Here is a 17,506-nt window from a genome sequence, read left to right as displayed (position 1 = left end):
CGACCCGTCGACGGCCCCGGCGTTCGAGAGCAAGGAGTCCGAGCTGTGAGCGAGTTCTTCGGCAACGAAGCCTGGTGGGTCGTCCTGATCAAGGCCCTCTGCATCTTCGTGCTGCTGGTCGTCTTCACGCTGTTCAACATCTGGTTTGAGCGGCGGGTCGTGGCGCGCATGCAGCACCGCGTCGGCCCCAACGTGTGGGGTCCGTTCGGGCTCCTCCAGAGCCTCGCGGACGGCGTCAAGCTCGCGCTCAAGGAAGAGATCTTCCCGAAGAACGCGCACAAGGTCGTCTACTTCATCGCCCCGGTGATCGCGACCGTGCCGGCGTTCCTCGCCTGGGCGGTGATCCCGCTCGGTCCCGAGGTGACGATCCCGTTCACCGACACCCAGACACCGCTCCAGCTCACCGACATGCCGGTGGCGGTGCTCTACATCCTCGCCGTCACCTCGATCGGCGTGTACGGCATCGTGCTCGGCGGCTGGTCCTCCGGCTCGACCTATGCGCTGCTCGGCGGCATCCGCTCCTCGGCCCAGATGATCTCGTACGAGGTCGCGATGGGTCTGTCCCTGGTCACCGTCTTCATCTACGCCGGCTCGATGTCCACGTCGGAGATCGTGGCCGCGCAGGCGGCAGACGGGTGGTTCGCGCTCCCGCTGCTGCCGTCGTTCCTCATCTACATGATCGCCATGGTCGGTGAGACCAACCGCGCGCCGTTCGACCTCCCGGAGGCCGAGGGCGAGCTCGTCGGCGGCTTCCACACCGAATACTCGTCGTTGAAGTTCGCGCTGTTCTTCCTCGCCGAGTACATCAACATGGCGACCGTCTCGGCGCTCGCGACGACGATGTTCCTCGGCGGCTGGAGGGCTCCCTGGGGCATCTCGCAGATCGACGGCGCCAACGAGGGCTACTGGCCGGTGCTGTGGTTCCTCGGCAAGACGCTGCTGTTCATCTTCGTGTTCATCTGGCTGCGGGGCTCGCTGCCGCGGATGCGCTACGACCAGTTCATGAAGTTCGGCTGGAAGGTCCTGATCCCGGTCTCGCTCGCATGGATCGTCGTGGTCTGCGTGATGCGCCGCCTGATCACCGACGGCGACCTCGATCCGACGATGATCCTCGTCATCGCCGGTGTGGTCGTCGCGGCCCTGCTGGTCGTCCAGTTCCTGCCCGAGCGGCGCTCGCCCGAGGAGCCGGAGCCGTCGCGCGACGCGTTCGCCGGCGGATACCCCGTACCCCCCATGCCGGGTGAGCCGCCCGTCACGACCGCCGTGCCGGCTGGCACGCGCGGCGAGAAGGAGGACTGATCGCGATGGCGACGCTGAAGGAGCAGCTCTGGGACCCGATCGCCGGCTTCGGCGTGACGTTCCGGACGATGTTCAAGAAGCCGGTCACCGTGCAGTACCCGTTCGAGAAGCGGCCTACCGCGCCGCGTTTCCATGGTCGGCACCAGCTCAACCGGTGGCCGGACGGACTCGAGAAGTGCATCGGGTGCGAGCTGTGCGCGTGGGCGTGCCCTGCGGACGCGATCCTCGTCGAGGGCGCGTCCAACACCGAGGACGAGCGCTTCTCCCCGGGTGAGCGCTACGGCCGCGTCTACCAGATCAACTACCTGCGCTGCATCCTCTGCGGACTGTGCATCGAGGCGTGCCCGACCCGCGCGCTGACGATGACCAACGAGTACGAGCTCGCCGACACCAGCCGCGAGTCCCTGATCTACGAGAAGTCCGACCTGCTCGCACCGCTGCTGCCGGGCATGGAGGCGCCGCCCCACGAGATGCGGCTCGGTGACACCGAACGCGACTACTACCGCGGTGACGCCGCGGCGCGGGCGGTCGCTCACGGGAGTGTCGCGGCGGGAGACGAGCAGTGACCGCGTTCTGGTTGCTGGCGCCGATCATGGTGCTGGCGGCGCTCGGTGTCGTGCTCGCCCGCAAAGCGGTGCACTCGGCGCTGCTGCTCGCGGTCGTGATGATCTGCCTGGCGATGATGTACGCGATGCAGGACGCGCCCTTCCTGTTCGCCGTGCAGATCATCGTCTACACCGGCGCGATCATGATGCTGTTCCTCTTCGTGCTGATGCTCGTCGGCGTCGACAAGACCGACTCGCTGGTGGAGACGATCCGCGGACAGCGCCTCGTCGCCGTCGTCGTGGGTGTGCTCTTCGGCTTCCTCCTCGTGACCGTGGTCGCGCAGACGACCGTCGGTCCGGTGATCGGTCTCGGCGAGGCCAACGCGGACGGGAACGTTCACGGGCTCGCACGGCTCCTCTTCAACCGTTACGTGTTCGCCTTCGAGGCGACCAGCGCGCTGCTCATCACCGCTGTGCTCGGGGCGATGGTGCTCGCGCACCGCGAGCGCCTCGAGCCGAAGCGTTCGCAGCGCGACCTGGCGCTCGAGCGCATGCAGCGCTACGCCGAGCACGGCGAGCACCCCGGCAACCTCCCGACTCCGGGCGTCTTCGCACGGCACAACGCGGTCGACGTGCCGGCGCTGCTGCCGGACGGCTCGCCCGTCGAGCAGTCGACGTCCAAGACGCTGCGCGAGCGCGGCGTCGTTCGCGAGGGGGCGTTCGACGGAGACGTGGCGCTGACCTTGCGCAAGCTCGAGGCCGACGGGTCGCCGCGCGAGCGCGGTGTGATCGAGTCGGCTCGACCGGCCGAAGGCGAGGAGGACCTGTGAGCGTCGAGCCCTTCATCGGGTTGTCCGCCCTGCTGTTCACGATCGGCGCCGTCGGCGTCCTCGTGCGGCGCAACGCGATCGTCGTGTTCATGTGCGTCGAGCTGATGCTCAACGCCTGCAACCTCGCGTTCGTCACGTTCGCGCGGGCTCACGGCAACCTCGACGGCCAGATCGCGGCCTTCTTCGTGATGGTGGTCGCCGCGGCCGAGGTGGTCGTGGGCCTCGCGATCATCGTGTCGATCTTCCGTACCCGTCGCTCGGCCTCGGTCGACGACGCCAGTCTGCTGAAGCTCTGAGGGGGCGGGAATGACGAGTCTCTCCAGCGTCGTGCTGGCCGCGAGCGAGCACGCCGAGGTCGTGCCGGTCGCCGCCGACGGCGTGTTCTCGTGGGTGTGGTTGGTGATCGCGATCCCCGCGGTCAGCGCCGCGATCCTCCTGATCGGCGACGGCGCGGGTGATCGCGGTCCGCTCGACCGCTTCGGTCACCTCCTCGGCACCGCGGCCTCGATCGCCTCCTTCGTCGTCGGTGTGGTCGCCTTCGTCGCGCTCCTCGGACGCGACGCCGCCGAGCGGGCGATCACGCAGGACCTGTGGACCTGGATCCAGGTCGGCGGGTTCGACGTGACGATGAGCGTCTACTACGACCAGCTCGCCGCACTGTTCGTCCTGCTGATCACCGGCGTCGGGTCCCTGATCCACGTGTACTCGATCGGCTACATGGCGGACGACCCACGCAAGCGCCGCTTCTTCGGGTTCCTCAACCTCTTCATCGCCGCGATGCTCGTCCTGGTCCTGGCCGGCGACTACCTCGTGCTGTTCCTCGGCTGGGAGGGCGTCGGCCTGGCCTCCTACCTGCTCATCGGGTTCTGGCAGGAGAAGCGCTCCGCGGCGGTGGCGGCCAAGAAGGCCTTCGTCGTCAACCGCGTCGGCGACCTCGGCCTCGCCCTCGGCATCATGCTGATGTTCGCGCAGTTCGGGACGACGAACATCCACGACGTCGGCCTGAACGTCCAGAACGCCACCCAGGGCGTCGCGACCGCGCTGGGCCTGCTGCTCCTGCTGGGTGCCTGCGGCAAGTCCGCCCAGGTCCCCCTCCAGAGCTGGCTGCTCGACGCGATGGAGGGCCCGACCCCGGTCTCGGCCCTCATCCACGCGGCGACGATGGTCACTGCCGGCGTCTACCTGGTGGTCCGTTCGGCGGCGATCTACGACCTGTCCGAGGTCGCCCGTACGGCGGTGATGATCGTCGGTACGGTCACGCTGCTGGTCGGCGCCTGGATCGGCTGCGCCAAGGACGACATCAAGAAGGCGCTCGCCGGTTCGACGATGAGCCAGATCGGCTACATGATGCTCGCGGCCGGGCTCGGTCCGGCCGGCTACGCGTTCGCGATCTTCCACCTGATCACGCACGGCTTCTTCAAGGCCAACATGTTCCTCGGCGCCGGCTCGGTGATGCACGGCATGAACGACGACGTGGACATGCGCCACTACGGCGCGCTGCGCAAGCTGATGCCGCTGACGTTCGCGACGTTCGCGATGGGCTACCTCGCGATCATCGGCTTCCCAGGGTTCTCGGGCTTCTTCTCCAAGGACAAGATCATCGAGTCGGCCTTCGCGACGAACTTCTGGGCCGGGCTGGCCGCGCTGATCGGCGCAGGCGTCACCGCGTTCTACATGACACGCGTGATGATCTTGACGTTCTTCGGCGAGAAGCGCTGGCGCGACGACGTCCACCCGCACGAGTCGCCCAAGATCATGACGATCCCGCTGATCGTGCTCGCGGCGCTGTCGGTCGCCGGAGGTGCGCTCACGTTCTCGAGCTGGATCAGCGACTGGCTGGCCCCGGTGACGGGGGAGGAGCACCACGACCTCCCGGTCCCGGCGATCGTGATCACGGCGATCATCGTCCTCGTGGTCGCCGCAGGTGTCGCGCTCGCGTACGTGCTGTTCGCGACGCGCCCGGTGCCCGACACCGCTCCACAGAACGTCTCGGTCTTCACTCGCGCCGGCCGCGCCGACCTCTACGGCGACGCCGTCAACGAGGCGCTGTTCATGCGACCAGGCCAATACCTCACCCGCTCGCTGGTCTACGTCGACGGCAGCGGGATCGACGGCGCCGTCAACGGCACCGCCGAGCTTGTCGGTGACGGTGCACGTGGCCTGCGCCGGCTGCAGACCGGATTCGTCCGGACGTACGCCGCCGAGATCTTCGGCGGAGCCCTCGTCCTCGTCCTGGCCCTCCTGGCGGTGAACCTCGCGTGAGTGACATGTCCTTCCCCTGGCTGACGGTCCTCTTGGTCGTCCCCCTCGTCGGCGGCGCAGTCGTCGCCTTCCTGCCGCGCAGCCGTCCCGAGCTGGCGAAGTGGACGGCGCTCGGCGTCTCGCTCGTGACGCTGGCCCTCTCGTTGGCGGTGCTGGCGCAGTACGACCTCGGCGCCTCCGGCTACCAGCTCGGCGAGCAGCACGCCTGGATCGAACCGCTCGGCGTCTTCTACTCCCTCGGTCTCGACGGCATCGGGATCACGCTCGTGCTGATGACGACGATCCTGGTCCCGATCGTCATCCTGGCCGGCTGGAACGACGCCGACGGCGCCCGCTGGAGCGTTCGTACGTTCTTCGCACTGATGCTCGCGCTCGAGGGCCTCGTCCTCGGCGTCTTCATGGCGACGGACGTGTTCCTCTTCTACGTCCTCTTCGAGGCGGCGCTCGTCCCCGCCTACTTCCTCATCGGCGGCTACGGCGGCGCCCGGCGCTCGTACGCGGCCCTGAAGTTCCTCATGTTCTCCCTCGCCGGCGGCCTGCTCATGCTCGCCGCGGTGATCGGCATGTGGGTGATCTCCAACGGCCAGGGCGACCCGTCGTTCCTGCTCGCCGACATGAAGGATCTCTCGGTCGGCACGGTCGAGGGGCGGTGGCTGTTCATGGGCTTCTTCCTCGCGTTCGCGGTGAAGGCCCCGATGGTCCCGCTGCACACCTGGCTCCCCGACGCCGCGTCGGCGGCCACCCCCGGCACGTCCGTGCTGCTGGTCAGCGTCCTCGACAAGCTCGGCACGTTCGGCATGATCCGCTTCTGCCTCGGGTTGTTCCCCGAGGCGTCGCAGTGGGCGAGCCCCGTCGTCATCACCCTGGCCGTCATCAGCATCCTGTACGGAGCGCTGCTCGCGATCGGTCAGGACGACATGATGCGGCTGATCGCGTTCACCTCGGTGTCGCACTTCGGGTTCATCGTGCTCGGCATCTTCGCGCTGACGTCGCAGTCGGCGTCCGGCTCGACGTTCTACATGTTCAACCACGGGTTGTCGACGGCGGCGCTGTTCCTCATCGCGGGGTTCTTGATCCAACGTCGGGGCTCGGCGCGGATCTCCGACTTCGGCGGCGTCCAGAAGATCGCCCCGATCATGGCGGGCCTGTTCCTCATCGCGGGCCTGGCCTCGCTCTCGCTCCCGGGCCTGTCGACGTTCGTCGGCGAGTTCCTGGTGCTCGCGGGCACGTTCACGGTGTCGACGACGGCCGCGGTGTTCGCCACGCTGGGCATCGTCCTCGCGGCGCTCTACATCCTCCTGATGTACCAGCGGACAATGACCGGCCCGCTGCGCGAGGACAACCGCGGGATCACGGACATGGTGCCGCGCGAGATCATCGCGATCGCGCCCGTCATCGTCCTGCTCATCGGGTTCGGCCTCTTCCCGCAGGTGATCCTCGACGTGGTCAACCCGGCCGTGTCAGAGACGCTCGACCACGTCCAGGTCGGCGACCCCGAGCCTGAGACACCGTCCTTCCCGACCGCTGAGGGGAGCTCGAAGTGAGCGCCGTGTCCCACCTCGCGCCGATGGCGCCGTCGCCGATCGACGCGCCCGACATCGACTACGCGACGCTGTCGCCGTTGCTGATCGTTCTCGGCGTGGCGGTCGCCGGCGTGCTCGTCGAGGCGTTCGTCCCGCGGGCGTACCGGTTCGTCACCCAGGCCGTCGTGGCCGTCGCCGGGCTGGTCGCCGCCTTCGGGGCGACCGTGTGGGTCGCCACCGACCTCACCGAGGTCGAGGGTGACGTCCCGGCGCGCGGCGGCCCGTCCGCAATGGGGGCGCTCAGCATCGACGGCCCGGCCGTGTTCACGTGGGGCACCCTGCTGCTGTTCGGCGTGCTCGGCATGCTGCTGTTCGCCGAGCGGCGCCTCGACGGGGGCCTGAGCGCGTTCACGAGCCAGGCGTCGACCGCGCCGGGGAGTGCCGACGAGCGTCGGGCCACCAAGCTGCGCATCGAGCACAGCGAGGTGTTCCCCCTCGCGGTGTTCGCGCTCGGCGGCATGATGTTCTTCGCCTCGGCCAACGACCTCCTCGCGATGTTCGTGGCGCTCGAGGTGCTGAGCCTCCCGCTCTACCTGATGTGTGGCCTGGCGCGTCGTCGCCGGCTGCTCAGCCAGGAAGCCGCCATGAAGTACTTCCTCCTCGGTGCCTTCTCGTCGGCGTTCTTCCTGTACGGGATCGCGTTCGCCTACGGCTACGCCGGCTCGTTCGACCTCGGCGAGATCTCGACGGCGGTCAGCAACCGGATCGGCGGCGAGAACCTCCTCCTGGCGGGCATGGCGCTGATCCTCGTCGGCCTGCTGTTCAAGGTCGCGGCGGTGCCGTTCCACGCGTGGACGCCCGACGTCTACCAGGGCGCGCCGACCCCGGTCACGGCCTTCATGGCAGCCGGTACGAAGGCTGCCGCGTTCGTGGCGATGCTCCGGATCTTCTACGTGGCCTTTGACGGCGCACGCTGGGACTGGACGCCTGTGGTCTGGGCCGTCGCGATCATCACGATGCTGTTCGGCGCGATCGTGTCGATCGCCCAGACCGACGTCAAGCGGATGCTCGCATACTCCTCGATCGCGCACGCCGGCTTCGTCCTCGTCGGACTGGCCGGCCTCGTGACCGGCACCGGCCTGACGAGCGTGTCGGCGATCCTCTTCTACCTCCTCGCGTACGGCGTGGCAGTGATCGGTGCTTTCGCGGTGGTCATGCTGGTGCGCGACGCGGGCGGCGAGACCACCCACCTCGGCCGCTGGGCAGGGCTCGGCAAGGAGTCGCCGCTGGTGGCGATCGCCTTCACCCTCTTCCTCCTGTCCTTCGCAGGGATCCCGTTGACCGGCGGCTTCATCAGCAAGTGGTCGGTGTTCGCGGCGGCCTGGGAGGGCGGCGCGTGGCCGCTCGTCGTGGTCGGCGTGGTGGCGTCCGCGATCGCGTTGTTCTTCTACGTCCGTGTGGTCGTCCTGCTCTTCTTCGCGGCGCCGCAGGGCGATGGCCCGACGGTCGCCGTGCCCAGCCCGCTGACCTCGTCGGTCATCGTCGTCGCGGCGGCTGTCACAATCGTCCTGGGTGTTCTTCCCGGTCCGGTGCTCGAGCTCGTGCAGCAGGTCGGGGCGTTCGTCCGTTGACCTGCCGCACGACCGAGGGAGCAGCAGCCGTGGCGTCAAACGCCTGGGGCATCGCCGAGTCCGACCCCACACTCGTTGCCCGTGTCAGCGACCGGATGGACGAGGTCGAGAAGCAGCTCAGTGCTGCCGTGCACGACGACGACGGGTTCGTCGGCGAGGCGGCGAGCCATCTGCTGGATGCCGGAGGCAAGCGGTTCCGCCCGCTCGTCGTCCTGCTGGCGGCCGAGTTCGGTGAGCAGCCGGGCTCCGTCGACGTCCCGCCTGCCGCTGTCGTCATCGAGCTCACGCACCTCGCGACGCTCTACCACGACGACGTCATGGACGAGGCGGCCCTGCGGCGTGGCGCGGCCTCGGCCAACGCCCGCTGGGACAACTCGATCGCGATCCTCACCGGTGACTACCTCTTCGCGGTCGCTTCACGGGTTGTGGCCGGGCTCGGCACCGACGCCGTCCGCATCCAGGCCGAGACGTTCCAGCGGCTCGTCCACGGCCAGATCCACGAGACGATCGGCCCGCGCGACGGCCAGGACCCGCTCACGCACTACCTCGGTGTGGTCGCCGACAAGACAGGCTCCCTCATCGCCTCCGCCGCCCGCTTCGGCGCCATGACCAGCGGGGCCGATGCCGAAACGATCGAGGTGCTGACGGAGTTCGGTGAGCGGATCGGCTCGGTCTTCCAGCTCGCCGACGACGTCATTGACATCGCTAGCGCCACCGCCGACTCGGGCAAAACCCCGGGCACGGACCTGCGCGAGGGTGTGCCGACCCTGCCCACGCTGCTCGTCCAGCAGGCCGCGCGCACCGAGGATGCCCGGCTCCTGGAGCTGCTCTCCGGACCGATCGCCGAGGACGCCGCCGTCGACGAGGCGCTGTCCCTGCTTCGCGCCAACCCGGCGCTCGACGCGGCCCGGGCTTTGGTCCACCGCGACGCGGAGGCTGCGCGTGCGCTGCTCGACCGGCTCCCGGCCAACGCCGCCCGCGAAGCCCTCGCCGGGCTCTGTGACCGCGTGGTGACGCGCGTGGGCTGAGGTGGGCCGCATACTGGCATCACACGGCGTGGAGGTCGCAGGTGAGCAGGCACAGGTCGAACGCAGGTCTGGCGCTCTTCTCCGTCCTCACGCTGGCCGCGGCCGCCGGGATGGCCGCGTACGCCGCCTCTCTCGACCTGGGTCCGTCGTCGATGCTCCCGCTGGCCTGCCTGCCGGTCCTGGTGCTGGTGGTTGCGGCCGCTGAGGCCTACCAGGTCGAGGTCAGCGGCCCCACCAGCCCGGCGCGCTTCACGCTGGTCACGTCGACGATCGCACCGCTGATCTACGGGTACGACGTGGGGATGGTCGCCGCCGCTGTCGCTCTCGGCCATCTTCCGGGGCTGTTCTCGCGGTCGCAGCCCCGGCTTCGTGGCCTCACCCTCATGGCGCGGTGGACGTTCGGTGCGACGGTGGGCGCGATCGTGGCCGATCTGCTCGGTGTCGATGCGCGGCTCACCGTCCCCGTGGTCGTGGCGACCGTGGTCAGCCTGGCGGTCATCACCCTGGTCAACCTCGGGTGGGTGCTCGCCGAGGCGGCCCTCACCGATCCTGTGTCATGGCCGTACGCGGTCCACAAGCCGCTCTTCCTCACCGTGGTGGCTGCTGCCAGCTGGGTGATCAACACCCTGTTCGGCCTGCTGTTCGTCTTCGCGCTGGCGGGGAGTCCGCTCGGCGTGCTGCTGGTGCCGGTCCCGTTGCTGCTCGTCTTCTTCACCGCGCGCCTCTACACCGACGCGTACGCCGATCGCGGCCGTGTCGAGACCCTCAGCGAGGCGAGCCGGATCCTCTCCGAGCCGGTCGACCCGATGACCGCCGTCCGGCCGTTCCTCGAAGAGATCCGCGAGCGCTTCGGGGCGCGCATGGTCGCCCTGGTCATGGTGAGCGAGGACAACCGTCCGTCGGCCTTCCGGTGGTCTGCCGACGGCTCGTACGAGGACGAGGCGCCGGTCAACCCCCTCGAGCGGCGGCTCGTCAAGCGCGGCGCGCTGACTCGTGTGGCAGCGAGCGACAACTCCGCGCTCGCGCGTCTGCTGCGTGAGGACGGTCGGCAGTCGTGTGTCTCGGCGCCGATGCAGCTGGGGACGCGCATCGTGGGCGTCATCGTCCTGTACGACCTGCAGGGGCCCACGCCGTACGCCGAGCGCTACCAGGTGTCGGTGCTCGAGACGCTGGCGCGCCAGACCGTGCACACGCTCAGCCGGGGCTGGGCGGTCTCGAAGGTCGTCCAGAACGAGCGTGCGCTCGCCGAGATCCTGCAGAGCACCTCGGACGGCATCTTCACCATCGACGCCGCGGGCGCGATCACGACGTGGAACCCTGCGTGCGAGCAGATCACCGGCCTGGCAGCCACCGAGGTCCGAGGGCGGCGCGATGCCCTCCCGCGCCTGCACGCCCGCACAGCATCGGGGCGTCCCGTCGACCTCGTCAACTGGCGGGAGGTCGCGGACTTCCCGCGGGAGATGGTCATCACGGCGACCAACGGGGAGCAGCGTCAGCTGGCGTGCTCGTTCACGCGCGCCGAGAACAGCGACGGGACCCGTAGCCTGGTCGTCGTCGCGCGTGACATCACGCCGGCGACGGAGTTCCACGAGCTGAGCGAGCAGTTCAAGAAGCTCGTCGATATGCAGGCCGCTCAACGCCTCGTCGTGGACCACCTCCAGCAGGCGGTGGCTCCGGAGCCGCCCGGGATGGAGGGCGTCGACATCGCGGTGGCCTACGTGGCGTCCGACCCGACCGCACCCACCGGCGGCGACCTCTTCGACTGGCACGAGCTGCCGACGGGCGAGCTGCACGTGGCGGTCGTCGACGTACTCGGCCACGGCGTCACGGCGACCCGCGACGCGCTGAGCGTGATTCACACCCTGAGGCACGTCGCCGTCGAGGGGACGCCGCTCGAAGACGTCGTCGCGCGTGCCGACATGCTGCTCGGGGCGCAGGACTCCGAGCTCGTCGCGACGGTCGTGGTCGCACGGTTCAATCCGAGCACCGGTGACCTCCGGGTGGCTTCGGGTGGCCACCCGCCGGCCGTGATCGTGGCACCAGACGGCTCCGTACGCCAGGTGGCCGGCAGCGGTGGCGCGATCGGGTGGCCGGGTGTCGGGAGCAGCGGCATCGCGGTTACCCGCCTGGAGGAGGGGGAGTCGCTCATCCTCTACACCGACGGTCTGGTCGAGGCACGGCGCGACATCATCGCCGGGATGGAGCAGCTCGAGAAGATCGCCAGCGAGATCGCCGGCCTGCCGGCCCAGGAGCTCTCCGACACGCTCGTCCAGCGCTCGCTCGAAGGCGCCGAGCGCCACGACGACGCGCTCGCGCTGGTGGTGCGCCGCGCTTCCAAGCCCGCCCTGGCGTCGTTCGCGCGCTGGGAGCTCAGCCCGCAGGCGACATATCTGCTCAGCCGCGTACGCCGGGAGATGCGTGAGTGGATGGCCGCGCACGAGATCGTCAGCGAGGATGCCCTCCTGGTCGCCGACGAGCTCCTGGCCAATGCCCTCGACGCCGCGCGCACCCGAGCGGTCCTGTCGGTGGAGGTCGCCGACCGGACCCTGACCATCGAGGCCACCGACGACGGCAGGGGCGATCCCCTTCTCAACGAGCACGGGAAGACGCGGCCCCCCGATGGCCGTGAGCGTGGCCGGGGCCTCTACATCGTGCGGCGGCTCTCGCGAGAGGTGCAGGCACTCAGCACCGTCGAGGGATCGGTCGTCCGCGCCCAGGTCGTCGCCGGACCTCGCGCGGACGCCTCCGTGAGCTGACGTCCGTCAGACGACGTTGGCGGCGGCGGCCCTGAGGGTACGGCGCCGGTGACGCGCGGCTTCGACGGTGATGATCACCAGCGCCAGCCAGACGAGCGCGAACCCGATCCAGCGGCCGGTGGTCATCTCCTCGTGGAAGAGCAGGACACCGAAGGCGAACTGCAGGATCGGCGCGAGGTACTGCAGGAGGCCGAGCGACGTGAGCGACAGGCGAGTCGCTGCCGCGCCGAAGAGCAGCAACGGGGCGGCGGTCACGACCCCGGACGACGCGAGGAGCAGGGCGTGGCCGACGCCGTCGGTGCCGAACGTCGAGGCGCCGGTCACGGCCAGGAACACGACGTAGCCGAGCGCGATCGGTGCGACGGTCGCGGTCTCCAGCGCGAGCCCCTCGACAGACCCGATCCCGGCCTTCTTCTTCATCAGCCCGTAGACGCCGAAGGTGAGGGCGAGGACGAGCGCGATGTACGGGACGCGGCCGTACTCCCAGGTCAGCTCGGCGACCGCGACGGCGGCGATCCCCAGCGCGACCCACTGCACAGGCCGCAGCCGCTCACGGAGGAAGAGCACGCCGAACGCGATGGTGATCAGCGGGTTGATGAAGTAGCCGAGCGAGGACTCCACGACCTGGCCGGAGTTGACGGCGTAGATGTACGTCCCCCAGTTGAGGGCGACGACGAACCCGCCGACCGCGACGTAAGTCAGCCGCCGCCGGTCGCGGACGACGACCATCGCGTGGCGCCACCGCCGCGCGGCCAGCAGCAGGACCGCCACCGTGACCAGCGACCACAGCACCCGGTGGGCAAGGATCTCGACGGGCGGTGAGGGCTCCAGCAGCGGCCAGTAGAGCGGAAACAGGCCCCACAGGAGATAGGCGCCAGCGCCGAACGCGAGACCTTCGGCGGAGTCGGTACGGCGCTGGGTCACCCCGGCAGGTTACGGCGAGGGCGTGCCGGTGTGCTGAGCGCGGGTGGCCCAACGTGCGAGCCGTCGTACGAGCTCACGGTGCGTCGCCGCCTCGTACGACCTCCCGTGGTGGCCGAGGGCGTCGTGCGCGACGCGTCCGCCGCCGATCTCGCGGATCCAGGCCAGCGGCTGGCGCCTGCCGCCGACGACCGTGCTGGCCAGCGGGACCACGTCGGTGGCGACCGCCAGCGCGGCGTACGCCTCGTCGTCTGTGGAGAAGTCGTCGAGGTCGGCGACCAGCTCGTGGGAGGAGCGTGAGACCTCGACCGTCATGGAGCCCACCGGCGGGTGGTACGACCGGTCCCAGTCCCAGCAAGCCCCCAGCATTCGCGGCCACTCGTCCCAGTCGTCGAAGCAGAGGGTGGCGGTGTGCATGGCGAGCACGCCGCGCCCGGCGGCCAGGTGCGTGGATAGCGCGTCTTTCAGCTCGAGCGGGGTGCAGAACCCGTGCGCGGCGGCCTGAGCCGCGTACCGCTCGGGTCGTCGCATCGTCCAGCGCAGGGTGTTGAACACGGCCAGCGACGCTCCCGGGAGGCGGGCGACGAGCTCGGACGCACTCTCGGTGACAGTCACGCTCCAGCCGTCGGCCGCGAGGATCGCCGTCAGAGCGCCGCTGGTCGTCACGAAGTCATGGGTGACACCGCCCGAGTAGACGACGGCGCTGCGCGTCATCGGAACGCTCATCGGCCGCTCCCGATACTTGACGTCAGAAGACTAACGACTGCATGCTAGCCGAACGGCCTCGGCGCGTGCCGTGAGCGGTTCGCGGAGGGAGCGGGCAGATGGCGGAGCAGGAGAGTGTCGTGGAGACGACGTTCGTCGTGGACACCTTCGAGATGGCCAAAGAAGCCTACCGTTGCAAGGATCTGCGGCAGTCGCTCTACGACGAGGGCGAGGTCGTCATGGCCGATGTCCTCGTGAACCTCCACGGGCTCGAACACCGCACCCGACGTCGCGCCGAGAACCGGATGTTTCGTCGTGAGACGTTCGACTACTACGAGGGTGAGCTCTTCCCTGAAGTGATCGAGAAGACGATCGCCCCGTACGTCGAGGCGGGGGCGGTGGACCTGGTCCACCTCGGTCACGAGCTGATGCTGAACCTCGCGGCGCTCACGGCCGGCGTGGACCGGCCCGAGGGCACGACCGAGGAGACGCAGCGGCTCTACGACCACATGATGCTCTTCGTGAAGGGAGCCACCCTTGCCCACGCCACGGGAGACAAGGACGCTCAGCGCGCATGCGTGTTCGAAGGCCTCGTGCAGTGGGACGAGGAGTTCCTCCAGCCGTCGGTGCGCAGGCGGGCCGCGATCCTCGACCAGATCGCCGCGGGCCAGGCGTCGGAGTCCGACCTGCCTCGCGACGTCCTGTCGGTCCTGCTGAAGGATCGCGAGGAGCTCGCGCTGAGCGACGAGATCGTCCGGCGGGAGGTCGCGTTCTTCCTGCTGGCCGGCGCCCACACCAGTGCCACGGCCTTCGTACGTTCGATCGACCACATCCTCGGATGGCTCGAGGAACATCCCGAGGATCGCGCGCTGCTGACGTCGAGGGCCTTCGTCCAGCGGTGCATCCACGAGACCATCCGTCTCAACCCCTCGAGTCCTATCGGCAAGCGTCGTGCGCTCGCGCCCGTGTCGTTCAAGTCCGGCGACGAGGTGCCAGCGGGCGGCACGGTCGTCATCGACCTCATGCAGGTCAACCGAGACGTCTCGGTGTTCGGCCCGGACGCTGCCGTGTTCAACCCGCACCGAGTGCTCCCGCCGGGCGTCGGGCCGTTCGGGCTCTCGTTCGCCGCCGGGATGCACGTGTGCATCGGGCAAGACCTTGCCGCCGGCGTCCTGGGCAACGACCCGGACGCGTCCGACGGGCAGCTGTACGGCCTCGTGACGTCCGCGGTCCAGCGGATGTTCGACGCAGGTGTCGCCAGCGACCCGGACAACCCGCCGCAGCGGGACGCGAACACCGCGCGCCCGTACTGGGGCGTCTATCCGGCGACCTTCCCGGTGGGGGCCTGACGTGGGCTTTCGGCACGTCGTCCTCTTCCGGTGGGCCGACGGCGCCACGGCGGCGCAGCAGGACGACGCGCTCGCGGCCCTCGTGCGTCTGGGTGAGCAGATCGCCGACCTGGGCAGGTTGACGGTCGGTCGTGATGCCGGGTCGACGCCGGGGAACGCTGACGTCGCGGTGACGGTGGACTTCCCGGACGCAGCGGCGTACGAGGCGTACGCGACCAACGAGCATCACGTGCGCGTCGTCACGGAGAAGATCCGGCCGATCCTCGCCGAGCGGACCGCCGTGCAGCACCCGACCTGACATTCGCGCTCGCGACGGGTCGTGGTCGTGATCGTGCGTGCGACAATCGGGACCGTCATTCCAGTCAAGGCGAAAGGCTCCTCCTAGATGACCCAGGAAACCGTCATCGCCGAGCTGCAGCGGCTAGGCATGTCCGGCTACGAGGCCAAGGCGTACATCGCGCTGGTGGCGGCTGGCGCCCCGCTCAACGGGTACGAGGTGGCCAAGCGATCTGGTGTCCCGCGCAGCACCGTGTACGAGACGCTCAACAAGCTCTGCACGCGCGGCGCCGCGTACGAGGTGCGCACGGGCGACGACAACGTCGGCTACCTCTCGTTGCCGCCCACCTCGCTGCTCGACAGGCTGCGCCGGGACTTCGAGAGCTCGATCGAGGTCCTCAGCGCGCAGCTCCCCGAGATCACGGCCCCGCCCGAGGTTCGGTTGCTGCACGGTCTGGACAGCCAGCCCGGACTGGTGCTCCGTGCCCAGGACGTGGTTGCCGCTGCTCGTCACGATCTCTTCGTCTCCGGCTGGCCGTCCGAGATCGAGACCCTGAAGGACCTGATGAAGGAGGCGGCCGGGCGCGGTGTCGAGGTCTCGGTGGTCAGCTTCGGCCGCGACTCGGACCCGGTCGGCAGCACGACCGAGCACCGCTACTCGGAGCCGGACGTCGTCCTGGAGAACCTGGGGTGCCGGCTTCTGGTGGTGGCGGCCGATCGCAACCAGGCCGTGATCGGGGGCCTGACAGAGCGCGGCGCGTGGGGTGTCTACACCGACGACCCGGCCGTGGTTCTCGTCGCCGTCGAGTTCGTCAGGCATGACATCGCAATGCATCTGGTCGTCGACCGTCTCCTCGACCCCGCGGCCTTCGAGGAGTTCTGGGTGAACGACGACGCGATCAAACGCCTGCGCGCCGACCACGCTGCCGCAGCCGAGGTCCTGCGACAGACCTACCGCCATTCGCAGCACGGCCGAGGAGCCTGACGGCGTCCTTCCTGAGATCTGGCCAGCATCCTATTGACGTTATAGAACTAACGACTAATGATGTGGCGAGAGACGACGGAGGGCACGATGGCGTACAGGGTCGAGGTCGACCAGGACCTCTGCATGAGTTCTGGCAAGTGCGTCGCGGACGCGCCGCAGGTCTTCGCTTTCGATGAGGACGAGATCGCCGAGGTCCGCGCCGAGCCGGGTGAGGTGTCCGACGAGAAGCTGGTCGAGATCGCTCGCAACTGCCCGTCCGGTGCGATCCGTCTCCTCGAGGGCGACCGCGAGGTCCTCGTCTGACCCAAGGTGGTCACAGGCGCAGGAGCCTCGTGGCGTTGCGGGACAGGGCGTCGGCGAGCTTGCCGGGCTCGGGGGCCTCGGCGCCGTCCCATCCGGCGAAGTTGGTGCCGAACACGAGGTGGTCCGTCCCGACCGCATCGATGAGGCATGCGAGCGCACGGTCGCTGTGGACGTGAGTGTCGAACCACAGCCTGCGCAGCTGGCGCTCGAAGCCGCCGTCCGCGAGGTCGGGTGCGGCCCAGGGGCGCCGCCGCGCCGCGCTTGCCAGCCGGCCGGCCAGCAGCGCGGTCGCGCCGCCGCCATGGGAGACACAGACGTCGAGGCCGGGATGTCGATCGAGCACACCGCCCAGGATCAGGGTGGACACCGCCAGCGTCTCGTCGTACGCGAAACCCACGAGGAGGTCGAGGTCGAAACGGCGCAGTCGACGGTCAGCCGGAGGGCCCTCGGGGCCGAGGGGGCTGGGGTGCAGGAACAGTGGCACATCGAGCTCGACGAGGGTCTCGTAGAACGGGTCCATCGCGGGGTCGTCGAGGGCGCGGAGGGGATCGGTGTCGATGGCGGCTGACACCAGTCCGAGGTCGCTGACCGCTCGCCGGAGCTCGGCCACTGCGGCGTCGACGTCTTGCAGAGGGAGCTGCGCCGCACCGCACAGGCGGTCGCGGTGGTCGCCGACGACCGTGGCGAGAGCGTCGTTGTGCTTGCGGCAGTAGGTCACCGCGTCGTGGACGGCGAGGTCGCCGAAGTAGGTCAGCGGGTTGGGCGACAGCATCTGCAGGTCGATGCCGACCTCGTCCATCCGCGCGATCCGCAGGTCCGGGTCCATGAACGGGCTGTCGCGATAGCGGACGCCGTGCAAGACGTATCCACCGACGCGGTACCACGGTTGATCCGGGTCGGCGCTGAGCTCGGGACCTGCATCGCCGGCCGCTCCGAGCGTCTCGGCGAGGACCGCGTGGGCGTGGACATCGATGACGCGGAGGGTGTCGTTCTCACCACGGGGAACGGGACTCATCTCGGCCTCCGGTAGTCGCGCGTATCGTCACGACGTCCACCCTAGAGGCTGGACAGGCGGCGCCGCCGTTCCTATAGT

General features: G+C 69.2%; 16 protein-coding genes. 13 read left to right on the top strand and 3 right to left on the bottom strand.

Annotated elements, in window-relative coordinates:
* Nucleotides 1–45: 45 nt before the first annotated feature.
* The 9 genes from nuoH (at nt 46) to H4N58_RS16960 (ending at nt 11,874) form a co-directional block, all read left to right on the top strand.
* Nucleotides 46–1,299, top strand: a complete 1,254-nt coding sequence (gene nuoH / locus H4N58_RS17000) for an NADH-quinone oxidoreductase subunit NuoH (protein WP_167005892.1) — start codon at nt 46–48, stop codon at nt 1,297–1,299.
* Nucleotides 1,300–1,304: 5 nt separating this feature from the next.
* On the top strand, nt 1,305–1,865 hold the full coding sequence (nuoI, locus tag H4N58_RS16995; RefSeq protein WP_167005889.1) for an NADH-quinone oxidoreductase subunit NuoI: 561 nt from the start codon (nt 1,305–1,307) through the stop codon (nt 1,863–1,865).
* A gap of 26 nt (nt 1,866–1,891) precedes the next feature.
* The gene (locus H4N58_RS16990) at nt 1,892–2,674 is read left to right on the top strand and encodes an NADH-quinone oxidoreductase subunit J (protein WP_243843069.1); all 783 of its coding nucleotides are present in this window, start codon (nt 1,892–1,894) and stop codon (nt 2,672–2,674) included.
* Nucleotides 2,671–2,970, top strand: a complete 300-nt coding sequence (gene nuoK, locus H4N58_RS16985; protein WP_167005883.1) for an NADH-quinone oxidoreductase subunit NuoK — start codon at nt 2,671–2,673, stop codon at nt 2,968–2,970. The genes H4N58_RS16990 and nuoK overlap by 4 nt, the downstream gene beginning before the upstream one ends.
* A 10-nt stretch (nt 2,971–2,980) precedes the next feature.
* Nucleotides 2,981–4,936 carry an NADH-quinone oxidoreductase subunit L gene (gene nuoL / locus H4N58_RS16980; protein ID WP_167005880.1) on the top strand — a complete coding sequence of 652 codons (1,956 nt, stop codon included), beginning with the start codon at nt 2,981–2,983 and terminating at the stop codon, nt 4,934–4,936.
* Nucleotides 4,937–4,941: 5 nt separating this feature from the next.
* Nucleotides 4,942–6,480, top strand: coding sequence for an NADH-quinone oxidoreductase subunit M (locus H4N58_RS16975; protein ID WP_182397110.1), 1,539 nt, complete (start codon nt 4,942–4,944; stop codon nt 6,478–6,480).
* Between the two features lie 23 nt (nt 6,481–6,503).
* A complete protein-coding gene (gene nuoN / locus H4N58_RS16970) occupies nt 6,504–8,090 on the top strand; it encodes an NADH-quinone oxidoreductase subunit NuoN (protein ID WP_167251753.1) in 1,587 nt (528 codons plus the stop codon).
* 95 nt (nt 8,091–8,185) lie between these two features.
* Nucleotides 8,186–9,118 carry a polyprenyl synthetase family protein gene (locus H4N58_RS16965; protein ID WP_167007133.1) on the top strand — a complete coding sequence of 311 codons (933 nt, stop codon included), beginning with the start codon at nt 8,186–8,188 and terminating at the stop codon, nt 9,116–9,118.
* Nucleotides 9,119–9,159: 41 nt separating this feature from the next.
* Nucleotides 9,160–11,874 (top strand): SpoIIE family protein phosphatase, encoded by a 2,715-nt coding sequence (locus H4N58_RS16960; protein ID WP_167251572.1) that lies wholly within the window; start codon nt 9,160–9,162, stop codon nt 11,872–11,874.
* A gap of 6 nt (nt 11,875–11,880) precedes the next feature.
* Here the strand turns inward: H4N58_RS16960 and rarD are convergent, their stop codons facing one another.
* Nucleotides 11,881–12,798 (bottom strand): EamA family transporter RarD, encoded by a 918-nt coding sequence (rarD, locus tag H4N58_RS16955; RefSeq protein ID WP_167005871.1) that lies wholly within the window; start codon nt 12,796–12,798, stop codon nt 11,881–11,883.
* Nucleotides 12,799–12,807: 9 nt separating this feature from the next.
* Nucleotides 12,808–13,521 carry a ThuA domain-containing protein gene (locus H4N58_RS16950; protein ID WP_208322935.1) on the bottom strand — a complete coding sequence of 238 codons (714 nt, stop codon included), beginning with the start codon at nt 13,519–13,521 and terminating at the stop codon, nt 12,808–12,810.
* A 98-nt stretch (nt 13,522–13,619) separates the two neighbouring features.
* Between H4N58_RS16950 and H4N58_RS16945 the strand changes: the two genes are divergently transcribed.
* From H4N58_RS16945 to H4N58_RS16930, 4 genes are all read left to right on the top strand, one after another.
* Nucleotides 13,620–14,849, top strand: a complete 1,230-nt coding sequence (locus H4N58_RS16945; protein WP_167251574.1) for a cytochrome P450 — start codon at nt 13,620–13,622, stop codon at nt 14,847–14,849.
* Nucleotide 14,850: 1 nt separating this feature from the next.
* Nucleotides 14,851–15,147 (top strand): Dabb family protein, encoded by a 297-nt coding sequence (locus tag H4N58_RS16940; protein ID WP_167005865.1) that lies wholly within the window; start codon nt 14,851–14,853, stop codon nt 15,145–15,147.
* Nucleotides 15,148–15,234: 87 nt separating this feature from the next.
* Nucleotides 15,235–16,110: a TrmB family transcriptional regulator gene (locus H4N58_RS16935; protein WP_167251576.1), complete on the top strand. Its 876-nt coding sequence runs from the start codon at nt 15,235–15,237 to the stop codon at nt 16,108–16,110.
* Nucleotides 16,111–16,197: 87 nt separating this feature from the next.
* Nucleotides 16,198–16,413 (top strand): ferredoxin, encoded by a 216-nt coding sequence (locus H4N58_RS16930; RefSeq protein ID WP_167251578.1) that lies wholly within the window; start codon nt 16,198–16,200, stop codon nt 16,411–16,413.
* Nucleotides 16,414–16,423: 10 nt separating this feature from the next.
* On the opposite strand, the gene H4N58_RS16925 is transcribed toward H4N58_RS16930, so the two are convergent.
* Nucleotides 16,424–17,428: an amidohydrolase family protein gene (locus H4N58_RS16925; protein ID WP_167005856.1), complete on the bottom strand. Its 1,005-nt coding sequence runs from the start codon at nt 17,426–17,428 to the stop codon at nt 16,424–16,426.
* Nucleotides 17,429–17,506: the final 78 nt, after the last annotated feature.

Origin of the sequence: Mumia sp. ZJ1417, assembly GCF_014127285.1 — a bacterium.
Classification (GTDB): Bacteria; Actinomycetota; Actinomycetes; order Propionibacteriales; family Nocardioidaceae; genus Mumia.
The sequence above is the reverse complement of the archived record's forward strand: the minus strand, read 5'-3'. Positions and strand labels throughout refer to the sequence as shown.

Excerpts from the sequence above, each read along its gene's own strand:
- nuoI (WP_167005889.1), top strand. The coding sequence starts at position 1,305 with ATGGCGACGCTGAAGGAGCAGCTCTGGGACCCGATCGCCGGCTTCGGC.
- H4N58_RS16990 (WP_243843069.1), top strand. The coding sequence starts at position 1,892 with ATGGTGCTGGCGGCGCTCGGTGTCGTGCTCGCCCGCAAAGCGGTGCAC.
- nuoL (WP_167005880.1), top strand. The coding sequence starts at position 2,981 with ATGACGAGTCTCTCCAGCGTCGTGCTGGCCGCGAGCGAGCACGCCGAG.
- H4N58_RS16975 (WP_182397110.1), top strand. The coding sequence starts at position 4,942 with ATGTCCTTCCCCTGGCTGACGGTCCTCTTGGTCGTCCCCCTCGTCGGC.
- nuoN (WP_167251753.1), top strand. The coding sequence starts at position 6,504 with ATGGCGCCGTCGCCGATCGACGCGCCCGACATCGACTACGCGACGCTG.
- H4N58_RS16965 (WP_167007133.1), top strand. The coding sequence starts at position 8,186 with ATGGACGAGGTCGAGAAGCAGCTCAGTGCTGCCGTGCACGACGACGAC.
- H4N58_RS16950 (WP_208322935.1), bottom strand. The coding sequence starts at position 13,521 with ATGAGCGTTCCGATGACGCGCAGCGCCGTCGTCTACTCGGGCGGTGTC.
- H4N58_RS16945 (WP_167251574.1), top strand. The coding sequence starts at position 13,620 with ATGGCGGAGCAGGAGAGTGTCGTGGAGACGACGTTCGTCGTGGACACC.
- H4N58_RS16935 (WP_167251576.1), top strand. The coding sequence starts at position 15,235 with ATGACCCAGGAAACCGTCATCGCCGAGCTGCAGCGGCTAGGCATGTCC.
- H4N58_RS16930 (WP_167251578.1), top strand. The coding sequence starts at position 16,198 with ATGGCGTACAGGGTCGAGGTCGACCAGGACCTCTGCATGAGTTCTGGC.
- H4N58_RS16925 (WP_167005856.1), bottom strand. The coding sequence starts at position 17,428 with ATGAGTCCCGTTCCCCGTGGTGAGAACGACACCCTCCGCGTCATCGAT.